The 26,422-nt window shown below is 66.8% G+C and carries 21 protein-coding genes, 1 tRNA gene and 1 riboswitch; of the genes, 7 read left to right on the top strand and 15 right to left on the bottom strand.

Annotated features, from left to right (window positions below; translation table 11 throughout):
- From U5771_RS14875 to U5771_RS14855, 5 genes are read left to right on the top strand one after another with little or no spacing between them, the layout of a single operon-like run.
- Entirely contained in the window at positions 1-1,536 is a 1,536-nt protein-coding gene (locus tag U5771_RS14875; protein ID WP_322024680.1) for an LTA synthase family protein, read from the top strand.
- On the top strand, positions 1,533-9,101 hold the full coding sequence (locus U5771_RS14870) for an SDR family NAD(P)-dependent oxidoreductase (protein WP_322024679.1): 7,569 nt from the start codon (positions 1,533-1,535) through the stop codon (positions 9,099-9,101). Before U5771_RS14875 ends, U5771_RS14870 begins: the two co-directional genes overlap by 4 nt.
- A gap of 47 nt (positions 9,102-9,148) precedes the next feature.
- A complete protein-coding gene (locus U5771_RS14865) occupies positions 9,149-10,081 on the top strand; it encodes a UDP-3-O-acyl N-acetylglycosamine deacetylase (RefSeq protein WP_322024770.1) in 933 nt (310 codons plus the stop codon).
- 48 nt (positions 10,082-10,129) lie between these two features.
- On the top strand, positions 10,130-11,458 hold the full coding sequence (locus tag U5771_RS14860) for an aminotransferase class I/II-fold pyridoxal phosphate-dependent enzyme (protein ID WP_322024678.1): 1,329 nt from the start codon (positions 10,130-10,132) through the stop codon (positions 11,456-11,458).
- Positions 11,458-12,135, top strand: coding sequence for a GNAT family protein (locus tag U5771_RS14855; protein ID WP_322024769.1), 678 nt, complete (start codon positions 11,458-11,460; stop codon positions 12,133-12,135). The genes U5771_RS14860 and U5771_RS14855 overlap by 1 nt, the downstream gene beginning before the upstream one ends.
- A gap of 9 nt (positions 12,136-12,144) precedes the next feature.
- On the opposite strand, the gene rfbD is transcribed toward U5771_RS14855, so the two are convergent.
- From rfbD to U5771_RS14825, 6 genes are all read right to left on the bottom strand, one after another.
- Positions 12,145-13,065, bottom strand: a complete 921-nt coding sequence (gene rfbD, locus U5771_RS14850) for a dTDP-4-dehydrorhamnose reductase (protein WP_322024677.1) — start codon at positions 13,063-13,065, stop codon at positions 12,145-12,147.
- A gap of 8 nt (positions 13,066-13,073) precedes the next feature.
- On the bottom strand, positions 13,074-13,625 hold the full coding sequence (rfbC, locus tag U5771_RS14845; protein ID WP_322024676.1) for a dTDP-4-dehydrorhamnose 3,5-epimerase: 552 nt from the start codon (positions 13,623-13,625) through the stop codon (positions 13,074-13,076).
- Positions 13,610-14,503, bottom strand: a complete 894-nt coding sequence (rfbA, locus tag U5771_RS14840; RefSeq protein ID WP_322024675.1) for a glucose-1-phosphate thymidylyltransferase RfbA — start codon at positions 14,501-14,503, stop codon at positions 13,610-13,612. Before rfbA ends, rfbC begins: the two co-directional genes overlap by 16 nt.
- Positions 14,504-14,514: 11 nt before the next feature.
- Positions 14,515-15,576, bottom strand: a complete 1,062-nt coding sequence (gene rfbB, locus U5771_RS14835; protein WP_322024674.1) for a dTDP-glucose 4,6-dehydratase — start codon at positions 15,574-15,576, stop codon at positions 14,515-14,517.
- Between the two features lie 589 nt (positions 15,577-16,165).
- Positions 16,166-16,999: a class II glutamine amidotransferase gene (locus U5771_RS14830; protein WP_322024673.1), complete on the bottom strand. Its 834-nt coding sequence runs from the start codon at positions 16,997-16,999 to the stop codon at positions 16,166-16,168.
- 132 nt (positions 17,000-17,131) lie between these two features.
- Complete coding sequence (locus tag U5771_RS14825) at positions 17,132-17,461, bottom strand: carboxymuconolactone decarboxylase family protein (protein WP_057926191.1); 330 nt, start codon at positions 17,459-17,461, stop codon at positions 17,132-17,134.
- A gap of 130 nt (positions 17,462-17,591) precedes the next feature.
- Between U5771_RS14825 and U5771_RS14820 the strand changes: the two genes are divergently transcribed.
- Positions 17,592-18,539, top strand: a complete 948-nt coding sequence (locus U5771_RS14820; protein ID WP_322024672.1) for an AraC family transcriptional regulator — start codon at positions 17,592-17,594, stop codon at positions 18,537-18,539.
- 125 nt (positions 18,540-18,664) lie between these two features.
- Positions 18,665-19,039, top strand: coding sequence for an inner membrane protein YiaA (gene yiaA, locus U5771_RS14815; RefSeq protein ID WP_322024768.1), 375 nt, complete (start codon positions 18,665-18,667; stop codon positions 19,037-19,039).
- A 276-nt stretch (positions 19,040-19,315) separates the two neighbouring features.
- Here yiaA and U5771_RS14810 read toward each other — a convergent pair.
- The 9 genes from U5771_RS14810 to U5771_RS14770 form a co-directional block, all read right to left on the bottom strand.
- A tRNA-Lys gene (locus U5771_RS14810) sits at positions 19,316-19,392 on the bottom strand.
- A 108-nt stretch (positions 19,393-19,500) separates the two neighbouring features.
- On the bottom strand, positions 19,501-20,250 hold the full coding sequence (gene ybgF / locus U5771_RS14805) for a tol-pal system protein YbgF (RefSeq protein WP_124487923.1): 750 nt from the start codon (positions 20,248-20,250) through the stop codon (positions 19,501-19,503).
- A 19-nt stretch (positions 20,251-20,269) separates the two neighbouring features.
- The gene (pal, locus tag U5771_RS14800; RefSeq protein ID WP_006753270.1) at positions 20,270-20,779 is read right to left on the bottom strand and encodes a peptidoglycan-associated lipoprotein Pal; all 510 of its coding nucleotides are present in this window, start codon (positions 20,777-20,779) and stop codon (positions 20,270-20,272) included.
- A 17-nt stretch (positions 20,780-20,796) separates the two neighbouring features.
- Entirely contained in the window at positions 20,797-22,092 is a 1,296-nt protein-coding gene (tolB, locus tag U5771_RS14795; protein WP_322024671.1) for a Tol-Pal system beta propeller repeat protein TolB, read from the bottom strand.
- A 109-nt stretch (positions 22,093-22,201) separates the two neighbouring features.
- The gene (gene tolA / locus U5771_RS14790) at positions 22,202-23,269 is read right to left on the bottom strand and encodes a cell envelope integrity protein TolA (protein WP_322024670.1); all 1,068 of its coding nucleotides are present in this window, start codon (positions 23,267-23,269) and stop codon (positions 22,202-22,204) included.
- The gene (gene tolR / locus U5771_RS14785) at positions 23,266-23,715 is read right to left on the bottom strand and encodes a protein TolR (protein WP_057926179.1); all 450 of its coding nucleotides are present in this window, start codon (positions 23,713-23,715) and stop codon (positions 23,266-23,268) included. Before tolR ends, tolA begins: the two co-directional genes overlap by 4 nt.
- Before the next feature lie 15 nt (positions 23,716-23,730).
- On the bottom strand, positions 23,731-24,408 hold the full coding sequence (gene tolQ / locus U5771_RS14780; RefSeq protein WP_010091489.1) for a protein TolQ: 678 nt from the start codon (positions 24,406-24,408) through the stop codon (positions 23,731-23,733).
- A 144-nt stretch (positions 24,409-24,552) separates the two neighbouring features.
- Entirely contained in the window at positions 24,553-25,038 is a 486-nt protein-coding gene (ybgC, locus tag U5771_RS14775; protein WP_322024669.1) for a tol-pal system-associated acyl-CoA thioesterase, read from the bottom strand.
- 108 nt (positions 25,039-25,146) lie between these two features.
- Positions 25,147-25,893, bottom strand: a complete 747-nt coding sequence (locus tag U5771_RS14770; protein WP_322024668.1) for an SDR family NAD(P)-dependent oxidoreductase — start codon at positions 25,891-25,893, stop codon at positions 25,147-25,149.
- Between the two features lie 180 nt (positions 25,894-26,073).
- A riboswitch (ZMP/ZTP riboswitch) is annotated at positions 26,074-26,174 on the top strand.
- The last annotated feature ends 248 nt before the right edge of the window (positions 26,175-26,422 follow it).

The following is a 26,422-nucleotide window of genomic DNA, read 5'->3' as shown; positions in this document are numbered from 1 at the left end:
ATGTCCGGCACGCTGGTACTCGTCTTCGCGATGGCATTGGCCACCTCGTTCGGCCTCGACGCCGTCGCGGTACCGCGTGCGCCGTTGCGCAGACCGTCGCGTGCCGTGCTTCTGCATGGGTTGGCGGTGTCGTTCGTCGGAGCGTGCGTGCTGACCGCCACGTCGCGGCCCGTATTTTCCGCCGGCATCGCAGCCGCGTTGGTGGCGCTGCTGGCTGCCATCAGCAACGCGAAGTTCGAATCTCTGCGCGAGCCCTTCGTCTTTACCGATCTCAGCCTGTTCAGCCAGTTGTTTGCCCATCCGCGCCTCTATCTGCCGTTTCTGAGCGTCGGCAAGGTCGTCGCGATTGCGGCCGGCGTCGTGCTGCTCGTTGCAGGGTGCCTGCTCGACCATGCGGATGCGCCGCCGCGCGCGGCCGCTGCGGCCGTCGCGCTTGCCTGTCTGCTGATCGGCGCGCGCGTGGCGGCGCGCTTGCCGTTGACGCTCGATGCGACGGCGGACCAGCGGCGACATGGTTTTTTCGCGGTGTTCGTCGCGTATCTGCTCAATGGTCTGCGGCCAGCGACGCTGAAGACGTTCGACACCGCGGCCGGTACGAGCCAATACGCGACCGGCTCGCCGCCGCGCGGCCCGGACGTCATCGTGATTCAGAGCGAGTCGTTCTTCGATATCCGGCGCGCGACGTCGGCGGTCGCGCCTTCGCTGATGGCGGGGTTCGACCGTGCACGCCGCGAAGCGATCGCGCACGGCGCGCTGATCGTTCCCGCATGGGGCGCGAATACGATGCGCACGGAGTTTGCCGTCCTCACGGGAATACCTGCCGAGCGACTCGGATATGCGCGCTTCTATCCCTACGCATTTCTACGCAAGGTGTGCCCGTCGCTCGCGGGGTGGTTCAGGCGCGGCGGCTACAGGACGATTGCGATGCACCCGTACCACGTGGATTTCTTCGGGCGCGATCGCGTGTTTCCGTTGATGCACTTCGATGCATTCATGGACATCCGCAGCTTCGACGGTCGTCCGCGCGCCGGGCAGTACGTTGCGGATGCGGCCGTCGCCGATGCGATCATCGACGTGCTGGACGCACCGCGTGAGCATCCCGCGTTCATCTTCGCGATGACGATGGAGAACCACGGGCCGCTGCATCTCGAAGCGGTGGCCGCTGGCGAAGCCGCCCGCTACCATGCGCTCGGCGAAGACGACGCGTGGCACGACCTGACTGCCTACTTGCGCCATCTGGATAACGCGAACCGGATGATCGAGCGACTGCTCGACCATCTGAGGCGAAGCGACCGCGAGACGATCGTCTGCTTCTACGGCGATCACGTACCGGCGTTGCGGTGCGTATTTGACAAGCTCGGTGTCCTGCCCGATCGCAGCGATTATTTCGTCTGGAAGAACGACGCGTGTGTCGATGCCTGCGGACAGGATATCCGCGCAGAAGATTTGGGTCGAATGCTGATGTCGGCCATCACCTACTCGAACGAACCGCGCGCGTGTGATCGCGATGCGCTGGTCAAAGCAGAAAGAGCATGAACAAGCAAATAGCGATCATCGGGATGGCGTGCCGGTTCCCCGGTGGCGTCGAGAGTCCCGACGACTTCTGGCAACTGCTGTGTGACGAACGCGATGCCGTGACTGCCATTCCGCCGGATCGTTTCGGTACGGCGTTCTACCAGCACCCGTCGAAACGGGAGCCGGGGAAGAGCTACACGTTCGCGGCGGGCGTCGTCGACGACGTCGCGGGCTTCGACGCCGAATTCTTCGGCATCTCGCCGCGCGAGGCCGCGCAAATGGATCCGCAGCAGCGGCTGCTGCTCGAACTCGCGTGGGAGGCGTTCGAAGACGCCGGCGTGCGTCCGGCCGCGATGCGCGGACGCGACTGCGGCGTGTTCGTCGGTGTGGCGGGCATGGATTACGGCAACCGCAATATGGACGACATGAACACGATCGATCCGTATTCGGCAACCGGCAACACGCTCAGCATCGCGTCGAACCGCGTGTCCTACCTGTTCGACCTGCGCGGCCCGAGCATGTCGGTCGACACCGCATGCTCGTCGTCGCTCGTCGCGCTGCATCAGGCGGTCCGGGCGCTCGAGTCCGGCGAGACCGCGATGGCGCTGGCCGGCGGGGTCAACCTGCTGCTGCACCCGTTCGGATTCGTCAGTTTCTCGAAGGCGTCGATGCTGTCGCCGCGCGGCCGCTGCCACGCGTTCGATGCGACCGGCGACGGCTACGTGCGTGCCGAAGGCGGTGCGTTCGTGCTGCTCAAGCCGCTCGACCAGGCGCTGGCCGACGGCGACACGATCCACGCGGTCATCGCCGGCTCGGGCGTGAATTCGGATGGCCATTCGCACGGCGGCATCAATGTCCCGGCAGCGGCGACGCAGGCGGACCTGCTGCGTGCCGTCTATCGGCGCGCGGGTATCGATCCGCGCACGCTCGCGTATCTCGAGGCACACGGGACGGGTACCGCGGTCGGCGATCCGATCGAGGCGCGTGCGTTGATCGACGCGGTGTCGGGCGGCCGGCCCGAGTCCGATCCGCTGCTGATCGGTTCGGTCAAGACCAATATCGGACACCTCGAAACGGCGTCGGGCATGGCGGGCTTGCTGAAGGCGGTGCTGTGCCTGAAGCACCGCGCGGTGCCGCGTTCGCTGCATTTCGACACGCCGAATCCCGGCATCGATTTCGAAGGCGGCCGCTTGCGCGTGGTCGATCGGTTCACGCCGCTCGAGCGCGGCGACGCACCGCTGACGATCGGCATCAACTCGTTCGGCTTTGGCGGCACGAATGCGCACGTCGTCATCACCGAAGCGGCGGCGCCGGCGCGAGCCGCGCAGCCGGCGGCAAAGCGCGATGCGCCGTTGCCGCCGCTCGTCCTGACCGCACGTTCACCGGCCGCGCTGGCAGCCGTCGCCGCGCGCCATCTCGCGCGCCTGCAAGCGGGTGCCGACTGGGCTGCCCTCGCGGCCGCCGCCGCACGGCGTCGCCAGTGGCTCGAGCATCGCGCGGTCGTCGCACCGGCCGATCCGGCTGAAGGGCTGGCCGCGCTCGCCGAACTGGCGGAGCCGTCGGAGCGCGGGCTGCCGGCGTGTGCCGTGCAGGGGCAGGCCGTCGAAGGCGACGCACCGGTCGCGTTCGTCTATGCGGGCAACGGCAGTCAATGGGCCGGGATGGGCCAGCGGCTCTACGGCGAGGACGCCGTGTTTCGCGCGGCGCTCGACGAAGTCGATGCGCTCTGGCGTGCGGACGGCAACGCGTCGCTCGTCGAGGCCATGTGCGAAGGCGTCGACGCCGAATGGCTCGCCGCGACCGAGAACGCGCAGCCGCTGTTGTTCGCGATGCAGGTCGGCATCACGCGTGTGCTGACCGCACGCGGCATCCGCTTCGACGCGGCGGTCGGCCACAGTGTCGGCGAGATCGCCGCGGCCTGGGCGTCGGGTGCGCTCACGCTTGCCGAGGCCGTGCGCGTGATCCGGATCCGCAGCGCTGCCCAGGGCCTGACGCGTGGCGCGGGCAGGATGGCGGCGGCCGGCATCGGCGAAGCCGCGGCGCGCGACTGGATCGCGCGTCTGGATCTCGCCGCAGCCATTGAAATCGCGGGCACCAACAGCCCCGACTCGGTGACGCTCGCCGGTTCGCAAGCCGCGCTCGAAGCGATCGGCGTGGCGCTCGCGGACGCCGGCCATTTCTACCAGATGCTCGACCTCGATTACGCGTTCCACAGCAGCCGCATGGATGCGATCGAGCCGGTCGTGCGCGACGGGCTGGCCGATCTCGCGCCGCGCGATACGCATACGCGGTTCGTGTCGACGGTGACCGGCGACACGCTGGCGGGCACCGCGCTCGATGCGGGCTACTGGTGGCGCAACATTCGCGAGCCGGTCCGTTTCGGCGACGCCATCTCCCGCCTGGCCGACGATCGCGTGCGCGTGTTCGTCGAGATCGCGCCGCATTCGATCCTGCGCACCTACGTGAAGCAGACGCTTGCGGCGCGCGTCGCGCCGGGCGTCGTCGTGCCGACGCTCAAGCGCCAGCACGATAGCGCCGAGATGCTCGCCCATGCGGTCCTGTCGGCGGTCGTGCAGGGCGCGCGCGTCGATCTCGACCGCCTTGTGCCCGATGCGCCGCACGCCGCGCTGCCGACCTATCCGTGGCAGCGCGAGCGTTACTGGCTCGTGCCGAGCGTCGAGGGCTACGGGCTCGTGAACCGTCGCGTCGATCATCCGCTGCTCGGCTATCGCCTGCACGAGCATGCGTTCGCCTGGGAGAACCAGCTCGATCCGCAGCGCGTGCCGATGCTCGCCGATCACGTCGTCGACGGCGGCGTCGCGTTTCCGGGCGCCGGTTACGTCGAAATGGCGCTCGCGGCGGCGCGCACGTTCTTCGGCACAGCGGATGTCGCCATCGAAAACGTCGAGATCCGCCTGCCGGTCGTGTTCCAGCCGCAGCACGCGAAGCTGTTCCGGTTCGCGATCGACGTGCGCACCGCGTCGTTTACGATCGAGACGCGCGACCGGATGTCGGATGGCCCGTGGAACCTGAATGTGACGGGGCGCCTGCTCGAAAGCGGCAATACGCTCGATGCGGACAGCACGCCGGATGCGTCCGCCGTCGCCCACCTGCAGTCGCGTCCGGCGCTTTCCGGCGACGCACTGTATGCGGGCACGACGGCAATCGGCCTGAGCTACGGACCGGCGTTCCGCTGGGTGCGGTCGCTGTGCGTGTCGGGCGACGACGCGCTGGCCGAGCTCGAGGTGCCGTCGGTGCTCGCCGATGCGTGTGCGCGGTCGGACTATCTGCTGCATCCCGCGCTGATGGACAGCGGTTTCCATCCGCTGTTCGCGGTGCTCGGGCAGGCCGGTGCCGCGCCGGACGATGCGCAGGCGGCATTCGTTCCGGTCCAGATCGGTCGTGTCGATTTCCTGAGCGGCGAATCGATTCGTCGCGTGCTGGCGCGCATTCACCGCCGCAGTCCGCATTCGATCGTCGCGTCGTTCGAATTCATCGATGCCGACGGCAGGATCGTCACGCGCCTTTCGGCGTGCCGCTTCCGTCGCGTCGATCTCGCCGGGCGCCGCCACGGCGCGCCGGCCCGCTTCGCCTATGTGCTCGAAGCGCGGCCGCTGCCGGCCGGCTACACGGCCGACGCGCTCCCGCCGCCGGGCGACCTCGTCGAGCGTGCGAACGCGCAGGTCGCGGCGCGTGAGGACCTCGCGCGCCGTACGCAGCATCTGACCGAGATGCTGCCGCTGCTCGACGTGCTGGCCGGTCTGCATGCACTCGATGCACTGGATGCGCTTGGCGCCTTCGTCCGGCCGGTGCTGCCGACGGACACCCACCCGCAACAGGTCGCGCGACTTGCGGAGATCGTCGTCGAGGACGGGCTGGCCCGCTTCGAAGGCGATCGTCTGGTTCGCGATGACGAAGCCTGCGCGGCGATGCCCGCGCGCGACGCGCTGTGGCGCGACGTGCTGGCGGCATCGCCGGCCCATGTCGCCGAACTGACGTTGCTGGCGCACGTCGGCGCGGCGCTGCCGCGCGTGCTGCGCGATGCGTTGCCCGAGGGTGCGCTGCTGTCGTCGACCGGGCGCAGCCTGGTCGAACAGTTCTTCGATGCCTCGCCGACCTGGGCGCATGCGCGCGCGCTGCTCGCTGCCTGCGCGACGCAGGCGGTCGCGGCGTGGCCGGACGCACGCCGCTTGCGTGTACTGGAGATCGGTGCCGCGAGCGGCGACGTGCTGCAACCGCTCGACGTGAACGTGCCGGCCGGTCGCTGCGAATACCTGCTGGCGGGCACGCAGCGGCAGCTCGCCGGGTTCGATGCGGAAGCGCACGCGCAGGTGCAGACGCTGGCGTTCGCGACCGACGCGCCGCTGTTCTCGCAATACCGCGATACGACGCCGTTCGACGTCGTGATCGTCAACCGGATGCTGGGCGATCACCCGGATCCGCTCGCCGCGCTGACGGCGATCGCCGAACGGCTTGCACCGGGCGGGCTCGTCGTCATCGCCGAGGCGCGCCGCAGCCGGTTCTCCGACATCGTGTTCGGCACGGCCGGTGGCGCAGTTGCCGCCGGCTCGTACGGCGCGCTGGCGCCCGCCGCGATCGAGTCGATGTGCGAACGCGCGGGACTGGTCGATGTGGTGCGTGATACCGAACAAGGCCTCGATCTCGAGGGCATGCCGACGTTCGTGGTCGCGCGCAAGCCGGTTGCCGACGAGCAAACGGCCGGCGCAGCGCGGGACGAGGCGCGCGTGCGTTGCATGGCGGAGCGTGACGGCGCGCATTGGCTGATCGTGCAGGAGGATGACGACGCGTTCGGCATCGCCGTGGCAGGCGAGCTCGAGCGGCTGGGTTGCCGTGTCGAGTCGGCTGCGGTGCGCGACGCCGCGGCATGGTCGGCGCGTCAGCCGGCCGGGCATCCGGCGCATGTCGTGTTCGTGGCGCCGCTCGCATCGCTCGACACGGCCGACGGTGCGGCCGTGATGCGCGCGCAGCACGGCGGCGCGCTCGCGCTGGCATCGCTCGCGCGCGATCTCGAAGCGGCCGGTGCAATGGAGCGCGGTCGACTGTGCGTCGTGACGCGCGGCGGCGCGCCGTTTGCTGCGGGACCGTCGTCACATCCCGAGCATGGAACGTTGTGGGGTCTCGGCCGCGTGATGGCGAACGAGTATCCGACGCTGCCGATCCGTCTGATCGACGTCGATCAGGCCGTCGAACAACCGGCGCGGCAGCTTGCGATGGCGCTGCTTGGCGACGACGGCGAGGAAGAAGTGCTGCTGGCGCCGCAGGGCCGCTGCGTGCCGCGCATGCTGCCGGCCGCGCAGGCGGCCGAGCGTGACAACGTGCTGTCGACCCCATCGGACCGCCCGGGCGCACGGCTCGCATTCGACATGCCGGGTTCGTTGCGCAACCTCGAATGGTTCGCGATGCCGGCACGCGATCTCGCCGCCGGCGAGGTCGAGATCGAGCCGATGGCGACGGGGCTCAATTTCCGCGACGTGATGTACGCGATGGGGCTGCTGTCCGACGAAGCCGTCGAGACGGGCTTCGCGGGCGCGACGATCGGCATGGAAATGTCGGGGCGCGTCGCGCGGGTCGGCGCGGACGTCGACGGCTTTGCACCGGGCGACGCGGTGCTGGGTTTCGCGCCGGCATCGTTCGCGACGCGCGTGGTCACGCGCGCGACCGCGATTGCACGCAAGCCCGACACGATGTCGTTCGAGGAAGCCGCCACGGTGCCCACGACGTTCTTCACCGCGTACTACGCACTGTGCGAACTCGCGCGGCTGCGACGCGGCGAGCGCGTGCTCGTGCACGGCGGCGCGGGCGGGGTCGGCATCGCGGCGATCCAGATCGCGCGGCATCTTGGCGCGGAAGTGTTCGCCACGGCCGGCAGCGACGAGAAGCGCGAGTTCATTCGCCTGCTCGGCGTCGACCACGTGTTCGATTCGCGCAGCCTCGCGTTCGCCGACGAGATCATCGCGCGCACACACGGCGAAGGCGTCGACATCGTGCTCAATTCGCTCGCCGGCGAAGCGATGGTGCGCAGCATCGATACGCTGCGTCCGTTCGGCCGTTTCCTGGAACTCGGCAAGCGCGACTTCTACGAGAACAGCCAGATCGGCCTGCGGCCGTTCCGCAACAACATCAGCTATTTCGGCATCGATGCGGATCAGCTGATGGGCGTGCTGCCGTCGCTGACGACGCGACTGTTCGAGGAAGTGATGGGCCTGTTCTCGGGCGGCGTGCTGCATCCGTTGCCGTATCGCGCGTTCCCGGCCGCGCGTGCGGAGGAAGCGTTCCGCTACATGCAGCAGGCGCGCCAGATCGGCAAGGTGCTGGTCACCTATCCGTCGGGCGCGCCGGTACCGACGCGCGGCGTCGCGGTGCCGACCCTGCGGCTCGACCCGCAGGCGGCGTACCTCATCGTCGGCGGCACCGGCGGGCTGGGCTTCGCGACCGCGCGCTGGATGATCGAGCGCGGCGCGCGGCACCTGACGCTCGCGAGTCGCGGTGGCGCACTGGGCGCCGCGATGCAGGCGGAAGTCGATCGCTGGCGCGACGTGCTCGGCGCGGAAGTTTCGGTCGCGCGATGCGACGTGATCGACGGTACGGCGCTCGACGGCCTCGTCGATGCGATCGAGCGTCGCGGGACGCCGCTCAAGGGTGTGCTGCATTCGGCGATGCGGATCGACGACGGGCTGCTGCGCAACATCGACGACGCGCGCTTCGCGGCCGTGCTCGAACCGAAGGTGGCGGGCGCATGGAACCTGCATCGCGCGACGCAGCGCTGCACGCTCGATTTCTTCGTCATGTATTCGTCGGCGACGACCTATCTCGGCAATCCGGGGCAGGGCGCATACGTCGCCGCCAACGGCTTCCTCGAGGCGCTGGTCGCGCATCGTCGCGCGGCCGGCCAGCCGGCCATGTTCATGGCGTGGGGGCCGATCGAGGACGTCGGTTTCCTGGCGCGCAATGCCGGCACGCGCGAGGCGTTGCAGTCGCGGATCGGCGGTGCGTCGATCACGTCGGACGAGGCGATGGCCGCGCTCGAACGCGCGCTTGCCCGCGGGGCCGCCGGCGAAGCCGTCGTGCGCCTCGACTGGGGTGCCATCTCGCGCGGCATGCCGGCCGCGCACGCCCGGCGTTACGCGGCGTTGCAGACGGGTGCGGCGGCCGAGACGTCGAGCGAGGATCGCGTGTTGCTGGAGCAGTTGCGCGCGTTGCCGCCCGCCGACGCGGTGGCGCTCGTCGAGACCGCGCTGCGCGGCCAGATCGCGCGGATTCTGCACATGTCGCCGGAGCGCATCGATGCCGGCCGGTCGGTCCTCGATCTCGGGATGGACTCGCTGATGGGCATGGAGCTCGGCATGGCGGTCGAGGAGACCTTCGGCGTCAAGCTGTCGATCATGGCGATCGCGGAAGGCGCGACGGTGCATACGCTGGCCGAGCGCATCGTCGAGTTGCTCGATGTGCAGCACGGCGGCGAGAAGATAGCGGCAGCGGCAGCGGACGAACTGGCGCAAGCGCTGGTCGCGCGGCATGCATTGGGCGACGAGGCGCGGGCCGAGCTCGAGCGGGGTTCAAATTGAACGCGTCAAGGGGCACAAGCGTGGCGGTCGGCGCGGAGATCGCCCGAATCAATCTGCCGGCGGGGTGGCAGCCGAGCGCGGGAACGCTGGCGCGGCCACTCGCGTTGTCGGGCCACGGTCTGCATACCGGTCGGCGCGTGCAGGTGCAAATCCATCCGGTCATGCCGGCTGACGGCCGGCACGGGATCGTGTTTCGAAGGAAGCGCAACGGACGCCAACTCGGTGTGCTCGAAGTCGATCCCGCCCTGCGTCGCGCACAGCCGCTTTGCACAATGCTGCGCAACGCTGACGGGGTTGGCGTGCGCACGATCGAGCATCTGCTCGCGTCTCTACTGGCGTGCGAGATCGATCACGCGATCGTCGAACTCGATGCGGAGGAAGTGCCGATTCTCGATGGCAGCGCCGCGCCGTGGGTCGACGCGATCCGCGCATGCGGCCGACTCGCGCTCGATGCGCCGAAGCGCTTCATCCGTGTGCTGCGGCCGGTCGTGGTCGCGGACGGCGTTGGCGATCAGCGACGCGAAATGCGGATCGAGCCGGCAGCGCGCTACGAACTGAGCGTGCGGAACGACTTGCGCGGCTTTGGCGACATGCACTGGGACGGCGAGCTGACACCGGACGCGTTTGCGACCGAAATTGCGCCGTCGCGCTCGTACGGGCGTGTGAAATGGGCCGTGCCGGCGATCATCGCCGGCTATGTGCGCGGCGTGCCGATCCTGCGCGGCGCACGGCCGTCATGTACGGCGGCGATCGTCGGCAGTCGCGTGCTGGGTGGAATGCGGCTGTCGGATGAGTTCGTCCGGCATCGGGTGCTCGACCTGGTCGGCGATCTCGCGCTGGCCGGTGCCCCGCTGCTTGCACGCGTGAGCGCAGTGCGGCCGAGCCACGAAATGAATTTCCGACTGATCGATGCGCTGCTGGCCGATACCGACGCCTGGCAGTGGACCGAGTTTTCCAACGCGCAATACCCCGCTTCGTAAGATACGCGGCGTAACATAGCGTTTTTTCGAGATAAAGCGAAGGAAGCAATGGCACTCGGAGAACACCTTCGCCAGCAACTGGCGGCGAAAGCCCTGAAACGGCAGCTGGAGCGCGCGACGGAAGCCGTCGCGTCGCCCGGCGTGCCCGCTGCGCCGGCGGCGCAGGCCGCATCGGCGCGCAGCCGTTTCGAATCGATGCCGCAGTATCAGCAGGTCAGGATCATGCGCGAGATGGGCGAGAAGCTGCGCGTCGACTCGCCGTTCTTCCGCGTGCACGATGGCATCGCCGGCGCGACCACGCAAATCGGCGGTCGCGAATACGTGAACTTCGCAAACTACAACTATCTCGGGCTCGCCGGCGATCCGGCCGTATCCGAACGTGCGAAGGCCGCGATCGACCGCTACGGTACGTCGGCGTCCGCGAGCCGGATGGTCGCGGGCGAGCGTCCGGTGCAACGCGACCTCGAGCGCTCGCTCGCCGCGTTCTACGAGACCGACGATTGTGTCGCGTTCGTGAGCGGCCACGCGACCAACGTGACCGTGATCGGCGCGCTGTTCGGCCCCGGCGACCTGATCGTCCACGACGCGCTCGCGCACAACAGCATCGTGCAGGGTGCGCAGCTGAGCGGCGCGAAGCGGCTGAGCTTCGCGCACAACGACTGGCAGGCGCTCGACGAACTGCTGTCGCGCGTGCGTCGCGAATACCGGCACGTGCTGATCGCGATCGAGGGGCTGTACAGCATGGACGGCGATTTCCCGGACCTGCAGCGCTTCGTCGACGTGAAGACGCGCCACGGCGCGTTCCTGCTGGTCGACGAAGCGCATTCGCTCGGCGTGCTCGGCGCGACGGGCAAGGGCATACGCGAACATTGCGCGGTCGCGTCCGACCAGGTCGACATGTGGATGGGCACGATGAGCAAGACGCTGGCCGGTTGCGGCGGTTTCATCGCCGGCTGCCAGCCGCTCGTGGACATGCTGCGCCATCTGGCGCCGGGCTTTCTCTATAGCGTCGGACTCGCGCCGACGCTCGCCGAAGCGTCGCTGGCCGCGCTCGAACGCCTGCAGGCCGAACCGCAGCGGGTGACGCAACTGCAGGCGCGCGGGCGGCAGTTCCTGACCGAGGCGCGCGCCGCCGGGCTCAACACCGGCACGAGCGCCGGCTATGCGGTCGTGCCGGTGATCACCGGCAGTTCGCTGAAAGCCGCGCAGTGGGCCAACGCGATGTTCGACGAAGGGATCAACGTGCAGCCGATCTTCTATCCGGCCGTCGAGGAGAAGGCCGCGCGCCTGCGTTTCTTCATCTGCTCGACGCACGAGCCCGCGCAGATCAGCCGGACCGTCGGCGTGCTGGCCCGCCTGGCGGGGCGGGCAGCGTGATGTCCGCCGCGGCGCTCGCGCCATCCTTCGACGCGCTGCAAGCCGGTGCGTCGACGCCGTTTCGCGCCGCATGCGCGGACGATGCGGCGGCGTGCGCGCCGCTCGTGTTCGCCTCCGGTGTCGGCGAGTTCGGTTTCTTCCTCGGTGAAAGCGACGCGCGCTGCATTGCGTTCCTGCAACAGGCGTTCCGCTCGCGTCATGGCCGGTTCTCGTGGCGCCGGCATCGGGTCGCGGTCGGCGCCGACGGCGCGGTGCATGCCGTGATGGCCATCCATGACGGGCGCCGGACGATGTTCGACGACGTTCACGTCGTGTGGGCCCTGGCGCGCTTTTTCGGCGTGCGCCGCACGATCGGCCAGCTGCTGCGCGGGCTCGTGCTCGAAACGGAGATTCCGGCGCCGACGCGTGCGCAGATCCTCGTCGCGCATTGCGCGACGGACGAGCGGCGGCGCGGCACGGGCATCTTCACCGCACTGCTGCGCGATGCGCTCGCGACCGGTGCGTTGCCAAACGATGGCAGCCGCGACATCGTGCTCGATGTGCTGACCCGCAACGAGCGCGCCCGCGAACTGTACGAGCGGCTCGGCTTTGCCGCGCTGGCGCGGTCGCGTCAGCGCTCGCGCCGGTTGCCCGCCGAACTCGATTCCGTACGCATGCGGCTCACGCGTCGCGGCTGACGGCGCGCATCAGATTTCCTTCATGCACAGTTCGAGCGCGGCGTCCCAATGCGGCGCGCACAAGCCGAAGTGCTCCGCCAGTTTCGCATTCGACATGCGTGAATTGGCCGGGCGCGACGCGGGTGTCGGATAGGCGCTGGCGGGAATGGGCAACACCGACGGCTTGTTCGGCAGATTCGAAAGACGGAAGATCGCCTCGGCAAATCCATGCCATGAAGTCGAACCGGCCGCGCACAGGTGATAGACGCCCGAATGCGTGTTCCACCATTCGTCCTGTCCGTCCCGTTCGGTCGCATCGGCACCGATGGCCTGCGCGGCGACATTCGCGCTCAACGCGGCGATCGTCTTCGACCAGGTCGGCGCACCGATCTGGTCCGCGACGATCTTCAGTTCGTCACGCTCGGCGCCCAGGCGCAGCATGGTCAGCAGGAAGTTCTTGCCGCGCGTGCCGTACACCCAGCTCGTACGGAAAATCAGGTGCGCGCATCCCGATGCCGCGATCGCCTGTTCGCCCGCGAGCTTGGTCTCGCCATACACGTTTTGCGGATCGACGGGATCGTCCTCGACGTACGGGCCGTTCTTCGTCCCGGCAAACACGTAGTCCGTCGAGTAGTGAATCAGCGCCGCGCCGATGCGCTTCGCTTCTTCGGCGAGCACGGCCGGTGCTTCCGCATTCAGGCGCGTGGCCAGCGCGACGTCGTTCTGCGCCTGGTCCACGGCCGTATAGGCGGCCGGGTTGACGATGAGGTCCGGCTTGACGTCGCGCACGACGTCACGCACCTGATCGAGGCGCGACAGGTCGAGCCCGCCGCGGTCGAGCGCGATCACCTTGCCGAGACCCTGCAGGCTACGCGCCAGCTCGAATCCCACCTGGCCATTGATGCCGGTGAGCAGGATGGTCCGCTGCTCAGGCGATTTTTTCTGTCGCACGGCACCGCTCACTTGTAGTACTCGGCTTCGGCGAGTCGCTTGCCCGCCGCATCCTTGGCCGCGAGCACGGGCTCGCCGTCGAGCGGCCATTCGATGCCGATCTCCGGATCGTTCCACAGCAGGCTGCGCTCGTGCTCCGGGAACCAGTAGTCGGTGGTCTTGTAGAGGAATTGCGCCGATTCCGACAGCACCACGAAGCCGTGTGCGAAGCCGGGCGGCACCCAGAGCTGGCGATGGTTGTCGGCCGACAGCGTCACGCCGACCCATTTGCCGAAATTCGGCGAACTGCGCCGGATGTCGACCGCGACGTCGAACACCTCGCCTTCGACCACGCGCACGAGCTTGCCCTGCGCGTGCTCGATCTGGTAGTGGAGCCCGCGAAGCACACCCTTCGCCGAACGCGAGTGGTTGTCCTGGACGAACGCGACGTCGGCCTCGACGAGCTGCGCGAATTCGCGCCCGTTGAAGCTCTCGTAGAAATAGCCGCGCGCGTCGCCGAATACCTTCGGCTCGACGATCTTGACTTCGGGGAGCGCCGTAGCGGTTACCGTGATGGCCATGCAACCTGATCCGTAAGAATGTTCAGCAAATATTTACCGTAGCCGTTCTTCGACAGCGGCTGCGCGAGCTTCTGCACCTGCTCGGCATCGATCCAGCGCCGGCGGTACGCGATCTCCTCGGGGCAGGCGACGACCAGGCCTTGGCGCTTCTGCAGCGTCGCGATGAAGCTCGCCGCTTCGATCAGCGAATCGTGCGTGCCGGTGTCGAGCCATGCATAACCGCGGCCCATGATCTCGACATTGAGCGCGCCGTCCTTCAGATACCGCGAATTGACGTCGGTGATTTCCAGCTCGCCGCGCGGCGACGGCTCGATGTCGGCGGCGATGTCGCACACGCGGTTGTCGTAGAAATACAGCCCCGTGACCGCGTAGTTCGAGCGCGGCTTGGCCGGCTTCTCCTCGATCGACACGGCACGGAAGTCCTGGTCGAATTCGACGACGCCGTAACGCTCCGGATCGTGCACGTGATACGCGAACACCGTCGCGCCGTTCTCCTGTGCGTCCGCGTGCTCGAGTTGCTTCGCGAGATCGTGACCGTAGAAGATGTTGTCGCCGAGGATGAGCGCCGACGGGTCGTTGCCCACGAATTCGCGGCCGATGATGAACGCCTGCGCGAGACCGTCCGGCGACGGCTGCACCGCGTACCGGATATTCATCCCCCACTGGCTGCCGTCGCCGAGCATGGATTCGAAGCGCGGGGTGTCCTGCGGCGTCGAGATGATCAGGACGTCGCGAATGCCCGCGACCATCAGCGTCGAGAGCGGGTAATAGATCATCGGCTTGTCGTAGACCGGCAGCAGCTGCTTCGAGACCGCATGCGTGATCGGATACAGTCGTGTGCCGGAGCCGCCGGCGAGAATGATGCCCTTGCGCGCCATGTCCGTTCCCCTTACGCGCGGTGCGCGTAGTTCGTTGCGACCCACTTCCGGTAGTCGCCCGAAGCGACTTCGTCGACCCATTCCTGATGGTCCAGATACCAGCGCACCGTTTTCGCGAGACCGGTTTCGAACGTTTCGGCGGGCTTCCAGCCGAGTTCGCGCTCGAGCTTGCGTGCGTCGATCGCATAGCGTCGATCGTGGCCCGGCCGGTCGGTCACGTAAGTGATCTGGTCACGATACGAGCCCGCCGACTTCGGTCGCAGTTCGTCCAGCAGGTCGCACAGCGTATGCACGACCTCGAGATTCGTTTTCTCGTTCCAGCCGCCCACGTTGTACGTTTCGCCGGTCTGGCCGCGCGCGAGTACCTCGCGGATCGCGCTGCAGTGGTCGCCGACATACAGCCAGTCTCGTACGTTCTGGCCGTCGCCATACACGGGCAGCGGCTTGCCGGCGAGCGCGTTGGCGATCATCAGCGGAATCAGCTTTTCCGGGAACTGATACGGGCCGTAGTTGTTCGAGCAGTTCGTGGTCAGCGTGGGCAGGCCGTAGGTATGCTGATACGCGCGCACGAGATGGTCGGAACCGGCCTTGGTCGCCGAATAGGGGCTGTTCGGCGCGTACGGGGTCGTTTCGGAGAATTGCGGATCGGCAGGCGACAGCGAACCGAATACTTCGTCCGTGGAAACGTGCAGAAAACGGAATGCGGCCTGGTCCGCCTCGGGCAACGTATTCCAGTACTGGCGTGCGGCTTCGAGCAGCGTAAAGGTTCCGACGACATTGGTCTGAACAAAATCCGCCGGCCCGTGAATCGAGCGATCGACGTGGCTTTCCGCCGCGAAATGCAGGACCGCGCGAGGCTTGTATTCGGCGAACAGCGCGTCGAGCGCCGCGCGATCGCAAATATCAGCTTGCGCGAACACGTGCTTCGGGTTTCCGTGCAGCGATTTTAACGTTCCGAGATTGCCCGCATAGGTCAATTTGTCGACGTTCAGTACCGATTCGTCCGATTGACGCAGCCAGTCCAGCACAAAGTTGGCTCCGATAAAGCCGGCGCCACCTGTAACCAATATCATGTAGCCTCTTTTATATGTTAATGGCAGTGAATCCTGCCTTGCTCTCGTTCGTGCACGTTGCCCTCGATTGATGCAGGACGGGCAATATCAAGAAAACGTGCGGGCCCGGCGGATGTAGGCGGGCTGGATTGCAAGCCTATTCTAGGATATTCCTTGGGGTCGGCGCATGCGCCGATCGGGCAGTCTGCGGTGAAAGACTATTAATTCTCTATACCGCGGAACCCGCCCGGTGCCCGTCGTCTGCAGCGTATCGCCACTTCCCGTTCGCTTGCGCGAAGTTCGTCAGATGTGCTATCGCGCGCAAACATTTGCGCCGAGCGCGGCAAAGAAACTGCAGACGGAACTCGATGCTGAATGCGATGCGCGATTTTGCGATACTTAAAATCGGCGATAACTATATCATGCTCGATTCGATGGGTGCGAATCGTTCATTTTATTTATCGATTTAAAATCGCCGTGTTTCTGCTTTACCGCCATGGATCCCGGTAACGCCGCGGCCGTTGCCGCGCATGGCGGATTACACGTCGAATCCGGTTCGATTCGGACACATTTTGCCCATCACCGCGTGTGCATTAAACACCGCTTCAACCTACTTGCGCCGCGGATTGAACGGCCGCTGCTGCACATCGGCGCCATGCGCGACGATCGCCATGCTTTCGGGCACTTCCTCCCACGCGCCGCGCAGGTCGACGAGCGGCTCCGACACGACCATGAACGCGTCGTCGCCCGCTTCCGCGATGCGCGGATTGTGCGGATAGAGTTCGTGCAGATGCTTGAACGACGTGCTGTGGAACAGCGAGCGCGATTGCCGTTCGCTCGAGTAGCGCACCGCGATGATCCGGTCGCCGTCCGTCGCGCAGATCGTCATGTTCAGCGGCGCGGCGACGTGATATCGCGCGGCGGTTTCCTCGACCACGCCGACCATGCGCTCGAGCGCCGGCAGCGGCGTCTGCTCGAGGCCGTAGGTCAGTGCGAGACGGAACATCAGCTCGGAGTCGGTGGACCCTTCGAGCGTCGGGAACAGCGCCGGGTCGACCTTCATCGTCAGGTCGCGGCGCAGCTTGTGGAAATCGCGGATCAGCCCGTTGTGCGCGAACAGCCAGCGGCCGTGGCGAAACGGGTGGCAGTTGGTTTCCTGGACAGGCGTATCGGTTGCCGCGCGGATGTGCGCGATGAACATCCGTGAGCGGATCGCGCGCGCGGCTTCGCGCAGGTTGCGGTCGTTCCACGCGGGATGCACGGAGCGGTAGCGGAACGGCAGTTCGTCGGGGTGGCCGTACCAGCCGATGCCGAACCCGTCGCCGTTGGTGGTCGTGGCGCCCAGCTCCGAATGCAGGCTCTGGTCGATCAGCGAATGCTTCGCGCGAAACAGTACGGTCTCGAGATGGATCGGATTTCCCGTATAGGCGAGCCAGCGGCACATGGAGCGCTCCTTCGCGACGCATCTTCCCGCGCATGGTAGCCGAGTTCGCGGCGCCGTCATACGCGAGTGCGGCGCGTCCGCCGGCCATCGTCAGTGAAGGATGCGGCGGGCGCCGCACCCTTCATGCGCGCGTCACTCGCCGAGCGCGTCCATCACGCGGGCCGAATAGACGAGCGCCGCGCCCGCATTCAGCGCGATCGCCACGCCGAGCGCTTCGGCCACTTCCTCCTTGGTCGCGCCATGCTTGGCGGCTTCGGCCGTGTGCACCGCGATACAGCCGTCGCAGCGCGTCGTGACGGCCACCGCGAGCGCGATCAGTTCGCGCGTCTTCGCGTCGAGATGACCGGTCTTGGCGCCGGCGCCGGACAGCGCCTTGTAACCGGCCAGCGTGTCGGGCGACAGCTTGGCGATATCGCCAATGCGCGTCGAGAGTTCCTTCCGGTATTCGTTCCAGTTCAGCATGATGCGTCCTTTCGAGAAGAGGTGGGTCGGGCGGCGGATGCCGCGATCTCGGGCGATGCAGGACTTATTCTGAGCGTTCGCGCTGAGGGTTTCGATACGCTAGAGTGTCAATTTTTAGCGCAAACGTCTCATGGACGCGTTGAGTCAACTGTTGTCGCTGGGCCGCAGCCATGTCGAGCTCGACGTGCGCTGTCTGCTCGACGGCCCGTTCGCGATGCCGCACGATCCGTTGCCGCCCGGCGAGGCGGCGTTTCACCTGCTGCTGTCCGGAACGTGCCGGCTGCGCACGGCCGACGGGCGCACGCTGCGGCTGGCCGACGGTGACTTCGTGCTGCTGCCGGCGGGCGATGCGCACGATTTGTCCGATGTCGAGGGTGGCGGCGCGCGGTCGGTCGCGTCGCTGCGTGAACCGGGCGCGGCCGGCGGCGCGGTGCTGCCGGTCAAGTCGAATCGCGATCTCGCGGATCCGGCCGATGCAAGCGTCGATCTGCTCTGCGGGCGCTTCGTCTATGCGCGCGGTGCCGGTGAATTGCTGATGCGTACGTTGCCGCGCGTGCTGCACGTCGGGTTGCGCGAGGCGTCGGGGTTTGCGCCGCTGCAACTGCTGACGAGCGTGCTGCGCGCCGAGGCATCGAATGCGCAGCCGGGCGCGCGCGCGATCGTGAACGCGCTCGGACAGGCGTTGCTCGCCTACGCGTTGCGCGCGTACGGCCGCGATGCGCGCGTGCCGGCCGGCTGGCTCGCGCTGGCTGCCGATGCGCGGCTCGGCCCGTCGGTCCAGGCCGTGCTGCAGGCGCCGGCGCAACCGTGGACGGTCGAATCGCTCGGCGCGGCATCGGCGATGTCGCGCGCGACCTACGCGCGGCATTTCAGGGAGAAGGCGGGGATGAGTGTCGGCGCGTTCGTCGCGCAGATCCGGATGATGCACGCATGCGCGCTGCTGCAGGACACGCAGCGCGGCCAGGCAGAGATCGGGCAGGCGGTGGGCTATCAGTCGGAGGCGGCGTTCGGGAAAGCGTTTCGCGCGGTGCTCGGCACGACGCCGGGGCGCTGGCGGCGCGCGCAGCGCGGCGCGTAAGGCTGCAAGCGCGATCGTCGTGCGGTGCGGCAAAGCTGCACCGTGTGCGAAACGCATTACAACGAAATCGATTCCGAACAAGACACAACAAGAACGAGAGGGCAAAAGCAACGAACCACACCACCATCCAGCAGCCGTCGTTCGCATTCGTCGCGGCGTCGTGGGCCGCACTGATCGCCGGCTTCGCCGCATTCCTGATCGGCCTGTGGAACGCCGGCATGCAGCTCAACGAGAAGGGCTACTACTTCACCGTGCTCGCGTTCGGCCTCTATGCGGCGATCTCGCTGCAGAAGAGCGTGCGTGACCGCGCGGAAGGCATTCCCGTCACCGGTATCTACTACGGACTCAGCTGGGTAGCGCTGTTGCTCGCGATCGCGCTGCTGGTCCTCGGCCTCTTCAATGCGACGCTGCAACTGAGCGAGAAGGGCTTCTACGCGATGTCGTCCGTGCTCGCGCTGTTCGGTGCGGTGACCGTGCAGAAGAATACGCGCGACATGTAGAACGCCAAGCCGAGTTTCGCCGACGCCGATTCCGCATCGTCCGTCCAGGAGTGACGGCACGCCAGGCGGGCGCCGTCAGTGCCGCCCGCTTGGCTGGCGCTGCCGGTCGCGGGTGACCCGCATTCAACGGTGCGCCGCGTCCGGTCGTTTCATCCATGTCGCTGCGGATGGCGGTGCAGATAGTGCGGATGACTGGCCTCAGCAAGAGGCAGACGCGGAAAGCAGACGCAAAAAAGCCTCCGCGAGGGAGGCTTTCGTTGCACTATCAAAGATAGTTGGTAGGGTGGGAGGGACTCGAACCCTCGACTCTCTGATTAAAAGTCAGATACTCTAACCAACTGAGTTACCACCCCACGTTCTTGAAACCTGTTGGTTCGTTGCTTCAACAACTTGAACAACGACCCAAAGAGCAAAAAATTATAGCGACGGATTGAAGGCCTGTCAACAACCCGCCGCGATAATTATTTGATGCTTTCGATCTTGCCCTGTGCCGTCTGCGCGGCGTTCGATCCGGCGTACTGCGACACGACCTGCTCGAACGTCTTCTTCGCGGCCGCCTTCTGGCCTTGCTCGAGCTGGTTCGTCCCGATCGCGACGAGCGCGTCGGCCGCGCGCGGATGCTGCGGATACTTGCTCACGATCGCTTGCCACGTCGCGGTCGAGCCGCGGTAGTCGCGCAGCGCGTATTGCGCATTGCCGAGCCAGTACTGCGCGGTCGGCTGGTACGGGCTCTGCGGATACTTCGCGATGAAGCTGCGGAACGAGGCCGCGGCAGCCTTGAAGTTGCCGTTGCGGAATTGCTGCTGCGCCGCGCTGAGCGCATCCGTTTCACCCGGCTGCACGGTGCCTTCGACACCATCGATCGTCGCCTGCTGCGGCTCGAACTTCTTGAGCCGCGTGTCGAGATCCTGGTAGTACTCCTTCTGCTGCCGTTCGAGCGTCGTCAGCCGGTTCGTCAGATCCTCGTTCTCGCCGCGCAGCGTGGCGACCTGCTGGTTCAGCTGGTCGATACGGCCGGATTGATCGAGGATCGTACGCTGGGCGGCCGACAACTGGCTGGACAGGTTGTCGCTCTTGCTGCGCAGATCGAGCACGGCGCGGCGCGCCTCGTTGTCGTCGAACATGCCGGCGTGCGCCGGCGCGGCCGACCACGCCGCGCCGACGACGCAGAATGCTGCGGCGATGCGCAGCCAGGATACACGGTGCGTCATACGGCAACTCTTCCGTTACTTACTGTTGGTAGACGAGGTCGGCGCGACGGTTCTGCGCCCACGATGCTTCGTCGTGACCCGATGCTTGCGGCTTTTCCTTGCCGAGGCTCACGGCTTCCATCTGCGAGTCGTTCACGCCGAGCAGCGCCATCGCGCGGCGAACGGCTTCCGCACGCTTCTGGCCCAGCGCGAGGTTGTACTCGCTCGTGCCGCGCTCGTCGGTGTTGCCCTGGATCAGCACGTGGCGCTGCGGGTGGCTCTTCAGGTACTGAGCGTGTTGCTGCATCAGCGGCTGATACTCGTCCTTCACCGAATAGCTGTCGAAGTCGAAGTAGATGCTGCGCTTCGCGAGCGGGCTGTTCGGGTCGTTCAGCGGATCGACGTTCACTTGCGCGACGTTGTCGGCGCTCGGTTGCGTGCTGACCGCACCCGCGTTGGCCTTGTCGTCGAGCTTCACGCCCGACTTACACGCTGCGAGCGCGCTGATCATCATCACGGCCAGGGCCAGACGAGCTTTATTCGACATCATGGTTACTCTCCTTGTGGTCATTGCATGAAGGGCCCCCACGACGGCTCACGAACGGAGCCGCCCTGGACGGACAGGATTTGCGGCGGCGCGCTGCCGTCGGAGGGCACTGCAGCCAGAACATTGCGACCACCCGACTGGGTAGCGTACAGAAGATACTGGCCGTTTGCCGCGAAGCTCGGCGATTCGTCGCGATTGGTATTCGTGATGGCGTTCGCCGCGCCGGATTGCAGATCCTGAACGTACAGCTTGAAGCCCCCACCCGTGCGGGAGATGTAGGCGAGCAGCTTGCCGTCCGGGCTGATGCGCGGGCTGGTGTTGTAGCTGCCGGTGAAGGTCACGCGTTGCGCCGCGCCGGCGCTTTCGCCTTGTGCGGGCATCCGGTAGATCTGCGGCGCGCCGCCGCGATCGCTCGTGAAGTAGATCCAGCGGCCGTCCGGCGAGTAGAACGGCTCGGTATCGATCGAGCTGCTCTGCGTGAGCCGGCGCAGACCGCCGCCGTTTGCATTGACCGTATAGATTTGCGTATTGCCCGTCAGCGACAGTGCGACGGCCAGCGTGTTGCTGTCCGGCGACCACGCCGGCGCGCTGTTGTTGCCCTTCTGGTCCGAGACCATGTAGCGGCGGCCGGTCGGCAGGTCATGGATGTAGACGATCGGCTTCTTGCGCTCGAACGACACGTACGCGACCTTCGTCCCGCTCGGCGACCACGCCGGCGAGATGATCGGCTCGGTGCTCGACAGTGCGATGCGCGCGTTCTGGCCGTCCGAATCCGAGATCTGCAACTGGTAGCGGTTGCCCGTCTTGATCACGTACGACAGGCGCGTGGCGAACACGCCGCGCACGCCGAGCAGCTTCTGGTAGATGTAGTCGGCGATCTTGTGGCCGGCCGTGCGCAGCGTGGTGTCGGTTGCCGTCAGCGACAGGCCGCCGAGGCTTTGCTGCTTCACGGTGTCGTACAGGATGAAGTTCACCTTGTACTGGCCGTTCGCTTCGCGGTTCACGCTGCCGGCGACGAACGCGTTCGCGCCCTTGGCCTTCCATGCGCCGAGATCGACCGATGCGGTCTCGGGCACGGGCGTGCTGCCCGCATCGATGTTGGTGAATTTGCCACTGCGGGCGAGGTCGGCGCGGACGATCGACGTGACCTGCTGCGGCAGGCCTGCCTCGTTCGCGAAGTTCGCGGTGGCGATGGGGAACTGGGTCGAACCGACGCCGGTGATCAGCACGTTGACCTGCGCGTTAGCGGCGCCGCCGGCCGCAATCAGACACGAGGCCACGAGTGCCCTGAAACCTAGTTTCGTCATCAAACTCATGCTTCTTGCTTCCCATGTGACTTGGATCGCTGCGCAACCGCAGAGACAGTAAAAATACCCGATTCGTTCCCGTCCGGCAGCGACGCACGGAGTGTAAGCGCATTTGCGATCACTCCGCCGCCTTGAAGGTAATCGTAATGTCGGACGGGGTACGACCGTTAGAATCGGGCGGCAATGGGACCGACGCCTGGATCGCATTGACCACGGCTTGATCCCACCCCGAATTTCCGCTCGAACGGCGGATCGAAACGCTCAGCACGTCGCCCGACGGCGTGCAGCGGATCGCGACGACGGTCGTGAGGCCCGCGCGCTCGCCGCCCCAGACGATGTTCGGCTTCACGCGACGACGCACCTTGTCAGGATAGCCGGGCGATGCGGCATTGCCGCCGGAGCCCGTGCCGGTGCCGCTTTTCGCGAGGCCCTCACCGCCGCCTTCGCCGCCGCCGGACATGCCCTGCATCTGCGCGAGGCGGGCGCTGCGTTCGCGGTCGAGCTTCGCCTTCGCCGCCGCGTCGGCCTTCGCGTGCGCCGCCGCTTCGGCCTTCGCCTTGGCCTGGGCTTCCGCCTTCGCCTTCGCGGCCGCGTCGGACTTGGCCTTCGCCGCCTGCTGCGCTTCCAGCTGCGCCTGCTTCTGTTGCTGCAGTTTCTGCTGCTGGAGCTTCTGCTGTTCGAGCTTCTGCTGCTCAACGAGCTGTTGTTGCTTGAGCTTGTCCGCCTGCTTCTGCTTTTCGCGCTCGGCGGCCTTCTGCGCGGCGAGCGCGGCAGCCTGCTGGGCCGCGAGCTGCTCGCGTCGGGTTTCGTCTTGCTGGGCCTTCAGTTGCTGCGTGCGGCGCTGTTGCTCGAGCAGCGCTTCGCGCGCGGCCGCTTCCTGCTGCCGCTTCTTCTGCTGAAGCGCGATGTCCGCCTGCTCGTCCCGGACCGGGGGAGGGGGCGGTGCGAGCTTCGCGGGCGGCGTGGGCGTGACGACGGGCCGCGGCGCGGGGACGTCGGGCACCTCGGTCCACAGCTCGGCTTCGGCGCCGGCCGGCGTGCTGTTCTGCCACTGCACGCCGTGATAGAGAAACAGCGCGAGCAGCACGTGCATCAGCGCGGCGAGCGCGAACGCGCGCCAGGTGCCGCGCTCGCGAGGGGGCTGAGACGGGTAGGCGTTGCCGCGCGTGGATTGCTGCCGGTTCATTGCGATTTGACGAGGAGGCCGACGCGCTTGACGCCGCGCGCCTTCAGATCCGACATCACGGTCATGACCGCATCGTACTGCACGGTCTTGTCGGCCGCGATCACGACCGGCTGGTCGGGATGGTCAGCCTGCCGGGCCGAGATGAAGCTGTCGAGCTCGGCCTTGGTCATCGTGTCTTCCTGCGTCGCGCCGGCGTCGCCCTTGTACTTGACGCTCATCGTGCGGTCGGCCTTGATGTTGACGACGACGGGCGGCGTCTGTTCCTGCGGGGCTGCGTTGCCGACGGTCGGCAGATTGATGATCGACGGGGCGACGAGCGGTGCGGTGACCATGAAGATCACGAGCAGCACCAGCATCACGTCGATGTACGGCACGACGTTGATGTCGGCCATCGCGCGGCGCGAGCGGCCGCCGCGCATGCTGGATCGAATGGGACTTCCTGCCATGGCGCGCTCCTCTCCTTACTGGGCCTGACGCTGCAGGATGTTCGAGAACTCTTCGATGAAGGTCTCGAAGCGGATCGCGAGGCGGTCGATGTCGTGCGCGTAGCGGTTGTACGCGACCACCGCCGGAATCGCGGCGAACAGGCCGATCGCGGTGGCGACGAGCGCCTCGGCGATGCCCGGTGCGACGTTCGCGAGCGTGGCCTGCTGCACGTTCGCCAGGCCGCGGAACGAGTTCATGATCCCCCAGACGGTGCCGAACAGACCGATGTACGGGCTGACCGAGCCGACCGATGCGAGGAACGCGAGGTTCGCTTCGAGCACGTCCATTTCGCGCTGGAACGACGCGCGCATCGCGCGGCGCGCCCCGTCGAGCACGAGGCCCGGGTCGCTGATGCGCTTTTCCTTCGCCTTCAGGAATTCACGCATCCCCGATTCGAAGATCCGCTCGAGCGCGCCGATCGTGTGACGGTTGTTGGCCGCGCTCTGGTACAGCGCCTGCAGGTCGCCGCCCGACCAGAAATCCCGTTCGAAGCGTTCGGTCTGCGCGCGTGCGCGGCGGATCGCGAACCACTTGCGGAAGATGAAGGTCCACGACATCAGCGACAGCAGCAACAGCAGCCCCATCACGGCCTGGGCCAGCACGCTCGCGTTGAGGACGAGGGAAATGATCGACAGGTCTTGAGAAGTGTTCATAGAGGTTTGAGTAACGTCCCTTCGGGGGTGCCCGGCGAGGGTGCACGGCATGCGTGCGGCGCGGCGCGCCGGCCAGGCCTGGCGCCGAACCTTGCTTAGTATCGATTCAGGAAGGCAAGTTCATAGGCTTTGTCTAAACGGTGCTCATCCGAGCTCCGTTGACAATACAGTCTGCCCGGTGTCGATGACGGGCCCGCGGTGCAGCGCGTCGAGCACGACCGGCGGGATCGCCGCGGGCCGGATGCCGGTTTGGTCGACGCAGCCGAGGCGGATGTGTCCGGCGACGAGCAGCGTGTCGCCACGCCAGGCTTCCTGAGTGAATTCCACCGAAGCGCGGCCGATGCGTCCGGGCCGGCTCGCGATCGTCAGTGCGTCGTCGAGTCGCGCCGGCGCGCGGTAGTCGAGCGACGTGCTGCGGACGATGAAGATCGCGCCCGTGTCGTCGGCGAGCCGACGCTGGTCGATGCCGCACGCACGCAGCCATTCGGTGCGCGCGCGCTCGAAGAATTTCAGGTAGTTGGCATAGAAGACGATGCCGCCTGCGTCGGTGTCCTCGTAGTACACGCGTACCGGCCAGGTAAAGCCGGAAGGCGCGTCCGGGGAGCGGGTAGGCTGAGTCATGGCGCGCATTTTACCGGAAGGCCGAGGCCGGATTCGTAACCGATTCGTAACGGAATGTAGTACGCCGTAGCACACCGCGGGCCGGCCGGAGGCGGGCCCGCGGCTGCGCCTGCCGTGTCAGCCGCGATGGATCGTGAGGCCGGCCGGGGCCTGGGCGACCGGCATCATTTCGATCGTGTTGATGTTGACGTGCGCGGGGCGCGTCGCGATCCAGTAGATCGTGTCGGCGATGTCCTCGGCCGTGAGCGGCTGGACGTTCTGGTAGACGTTCGCTGCCTTTGCATCGTCGCCGCGGAAGCGGACATTCGAGAACTCCGTGCCGCCGCACAGGCCCGGCTCGATGTCGGTTACGCGCAACGGCGTGCCGATCAGGTCGGCGCGCAGGTTCAGGCTGAATTGTCTGACGAAAGCCTTGGTTGCGCCGTATACGTTCCCGCCCGGATACGGATAGGTGCCGGCCACCGAACCGAGGTTGAAGATATGGCCACGGCCGCGCGCGATCATCCCGGGCAGCAACGCATGCGTGACGGTCACGAGGCCCGAGCAGTTCGTGTCGATCATGGTCTGCCACTCGTCGAGGCTGGCCTTGTGGGCCGGCTCGACACCGAGTGCGAGACCGGCGTTGTTGACGAGCACGTCGAGCGCCGCGAATTCGGCGGGAAGGGCGGCCGGCACGGCTTCGACGGCGGCGCGGTCGCGCACGTCGAGTTCGAACGGCAGCAGCGCGTCGCCGAGTTCGGCCGCGAGCGTATCGAGACGATCCTTGCGGCGCGCGGTTGCGACGACGCGATGGCCGCCCTTGACGAAGGCTCGGGCGATGGCGGCGCCGAAGCCGGCGGACGCGCCTGTGACGAACACGATCATTGCTGCTCCTGGTCGGTAACAAAGTAGCGGATAGTATCCCGCAAGCCTACTGAGATTGCCGCACCGCGGCAAGGCGCCAAAGCGCGTCGGCACGGGTGTGTAGAGTCTGGCCCTTATTGTTTCGGGGCCGCTGCCGCGCGGTTGCCTATTCATGACGCATCCAATACACTAACGCGCTCATCACCCCTGCGTGACTGGCGATAGAACCCTTCGGGTTCAAGGTGGAGCATCCCACCGTGAAGCGCGGGGCGCCGTTTTTGCCGTTCGCCTGGGCAGCCGTTGTGCGCCGTTGCGTGCATCGCCGGTGGCTGTCCTGCCTCGCGTCATACGGATTCTTCCGCCACGTCGAGCTGGTTCCGCCAGCAGCGCAATGTACTCGGCCACCCCGGTCAACCTGTACACACTTAACGGAAACCGTATGTTTGACAGAGCCCAAAGCACCATCGCGAACGTCGATCCCGAACTCTTTGCAGCGATCGAGCAGGAAAACCGCCGCCAGGAAGATCACATCGAACTGATCGCGTCGGAA

This window comes from Burkholderia sp. BCC1977, assembly GCF_905339595.1.
Classification (GTDB): Bacteria; Pseudomonadota; Gammaproteobacteria; order Burkholderiales; family Burkholderiaceae; genus Burkholderia.
The sequence above is the reverse complement of the archived record's forward strand: the minus strand, read 5'-3'. Positions and strand labels throughout refer to the sequence as shown.

Coding starts and splice junctions, on each gene's coding strand:
- U5771_RS14875 (WP_322024680.1), top strand. CDS start 1: ATGTCCGGCACGCTGGTACTCGTCTTCGCGATGGCATTGGCCACCTCG.
- U5771_RS14870 (WP_322024679.1), top strand. CDS start 1,533: ATGAACAAGCAAATAGCGATCATCGGGATGGCGTGCCGGTTCCCCGGT.
- U5771_RS14860 (WP_322024678.1), top strand. CDS start 10,130: ATGGCACTCGGAGAACACCTTCGCCAGCAACTGGCGGCGAAAGCCCTG.
- U5771_RS14855 (WP_322024769.1), top strand. CDS start 11,458: ATGTCCGCCGCGGCGCTCGCGCCATCCTTCGACGCGCTGCAAGCCGGT.
- rfbC (WP_322024676.1), bottom strand. CDS start 13,625: ATGGCCATCACGGTAACCGCTACGGCGCTCCCCGAAGTCAAGATCGTC.
- rfbA (WP_322024675.1), bottom strand. CDS start 14,503: ATGGCGCGCAAGGGCATCATTCTCGCCGGCGGCTCCGGCACACGACTG.
- rfbB (WP_322024674.1), bottom strand. CDS start 15,576: ATGATATTGGTTACAGGTGGCGCCGGCTTTATCGGAGCCAACTTTGTG.
- U5771_RS14830 (WP_322024673.1), bottom strand. CDS start 16,999: ATGTGCCGCTGGCTCGCCTATACGGGAAATCCGATCCATCTCGAGACC.
- U5771_RS14825 (WP_057926191.1), bottom strand. CDS start 17,461: ATGCTGAACTGGAACGAATACCGGAAGGAACTCTCGACGCGCATTGGC.
- U5771_RS14820 (WP_322024672.1), top strand. CDS start 17,592: ATGGACGCGTTGAGTCAACTGTTGTCGCTGGGCCGCAGCCATGTCGAG.
- ybgF (WP_124487923.1), bottom strand. CDS start 20,250: ATGACGCACCGTGTATCCTGGCTGCGCATCGCCGCAGCATTCTGCGTC.
- pal (WP_006753270.1), bottom strand. CDS start 20,779: ATGATGTCGAATAAAGCTCGTCTGGCCCTGGCCGTGATGATGATCAGC.
- tolB (WP_322024671.1), bottom strand. CDS start 22,092: ATGAGTTTGATGACGAAACTAGGTTTCAGGGCACTCGTGGCCTCGTGT.
- tolA (WP_322024670.1), bottom strand. CDS start 23,269: ATGAACCGGCAGCAATCCACGCGCGGCAACGCCTACCCGTCTCAGCCC.
- tolR (WP_057926179.1), bottom strand. CDS start 23,715: ATGGCAGGAAGTCCCATTCGATCCAGCATGCGCGGCGGCCGCTCGCGC.
- tolQ (WP_010091489.1), bottom strand. CDS start 24,408: ATGAACACTTCTCAAGACCTGTCGATCATTTCCCTCGTCCTCAACGCG.
- ybgC (WP_322024669.1), bottom strand. CDS start 25,038: ATGCGCGCCATGACTCAGCCTACCCGCTCCCCGGACGCGCCTTCCGGC.
- U5771_RS14770 (WP_322024668.1), bottom strand. CDS start 25,893: ATGATCGTGTTCGTCACAGGCGCGTCCGCCGGCTTCGGCGCCGCCATC.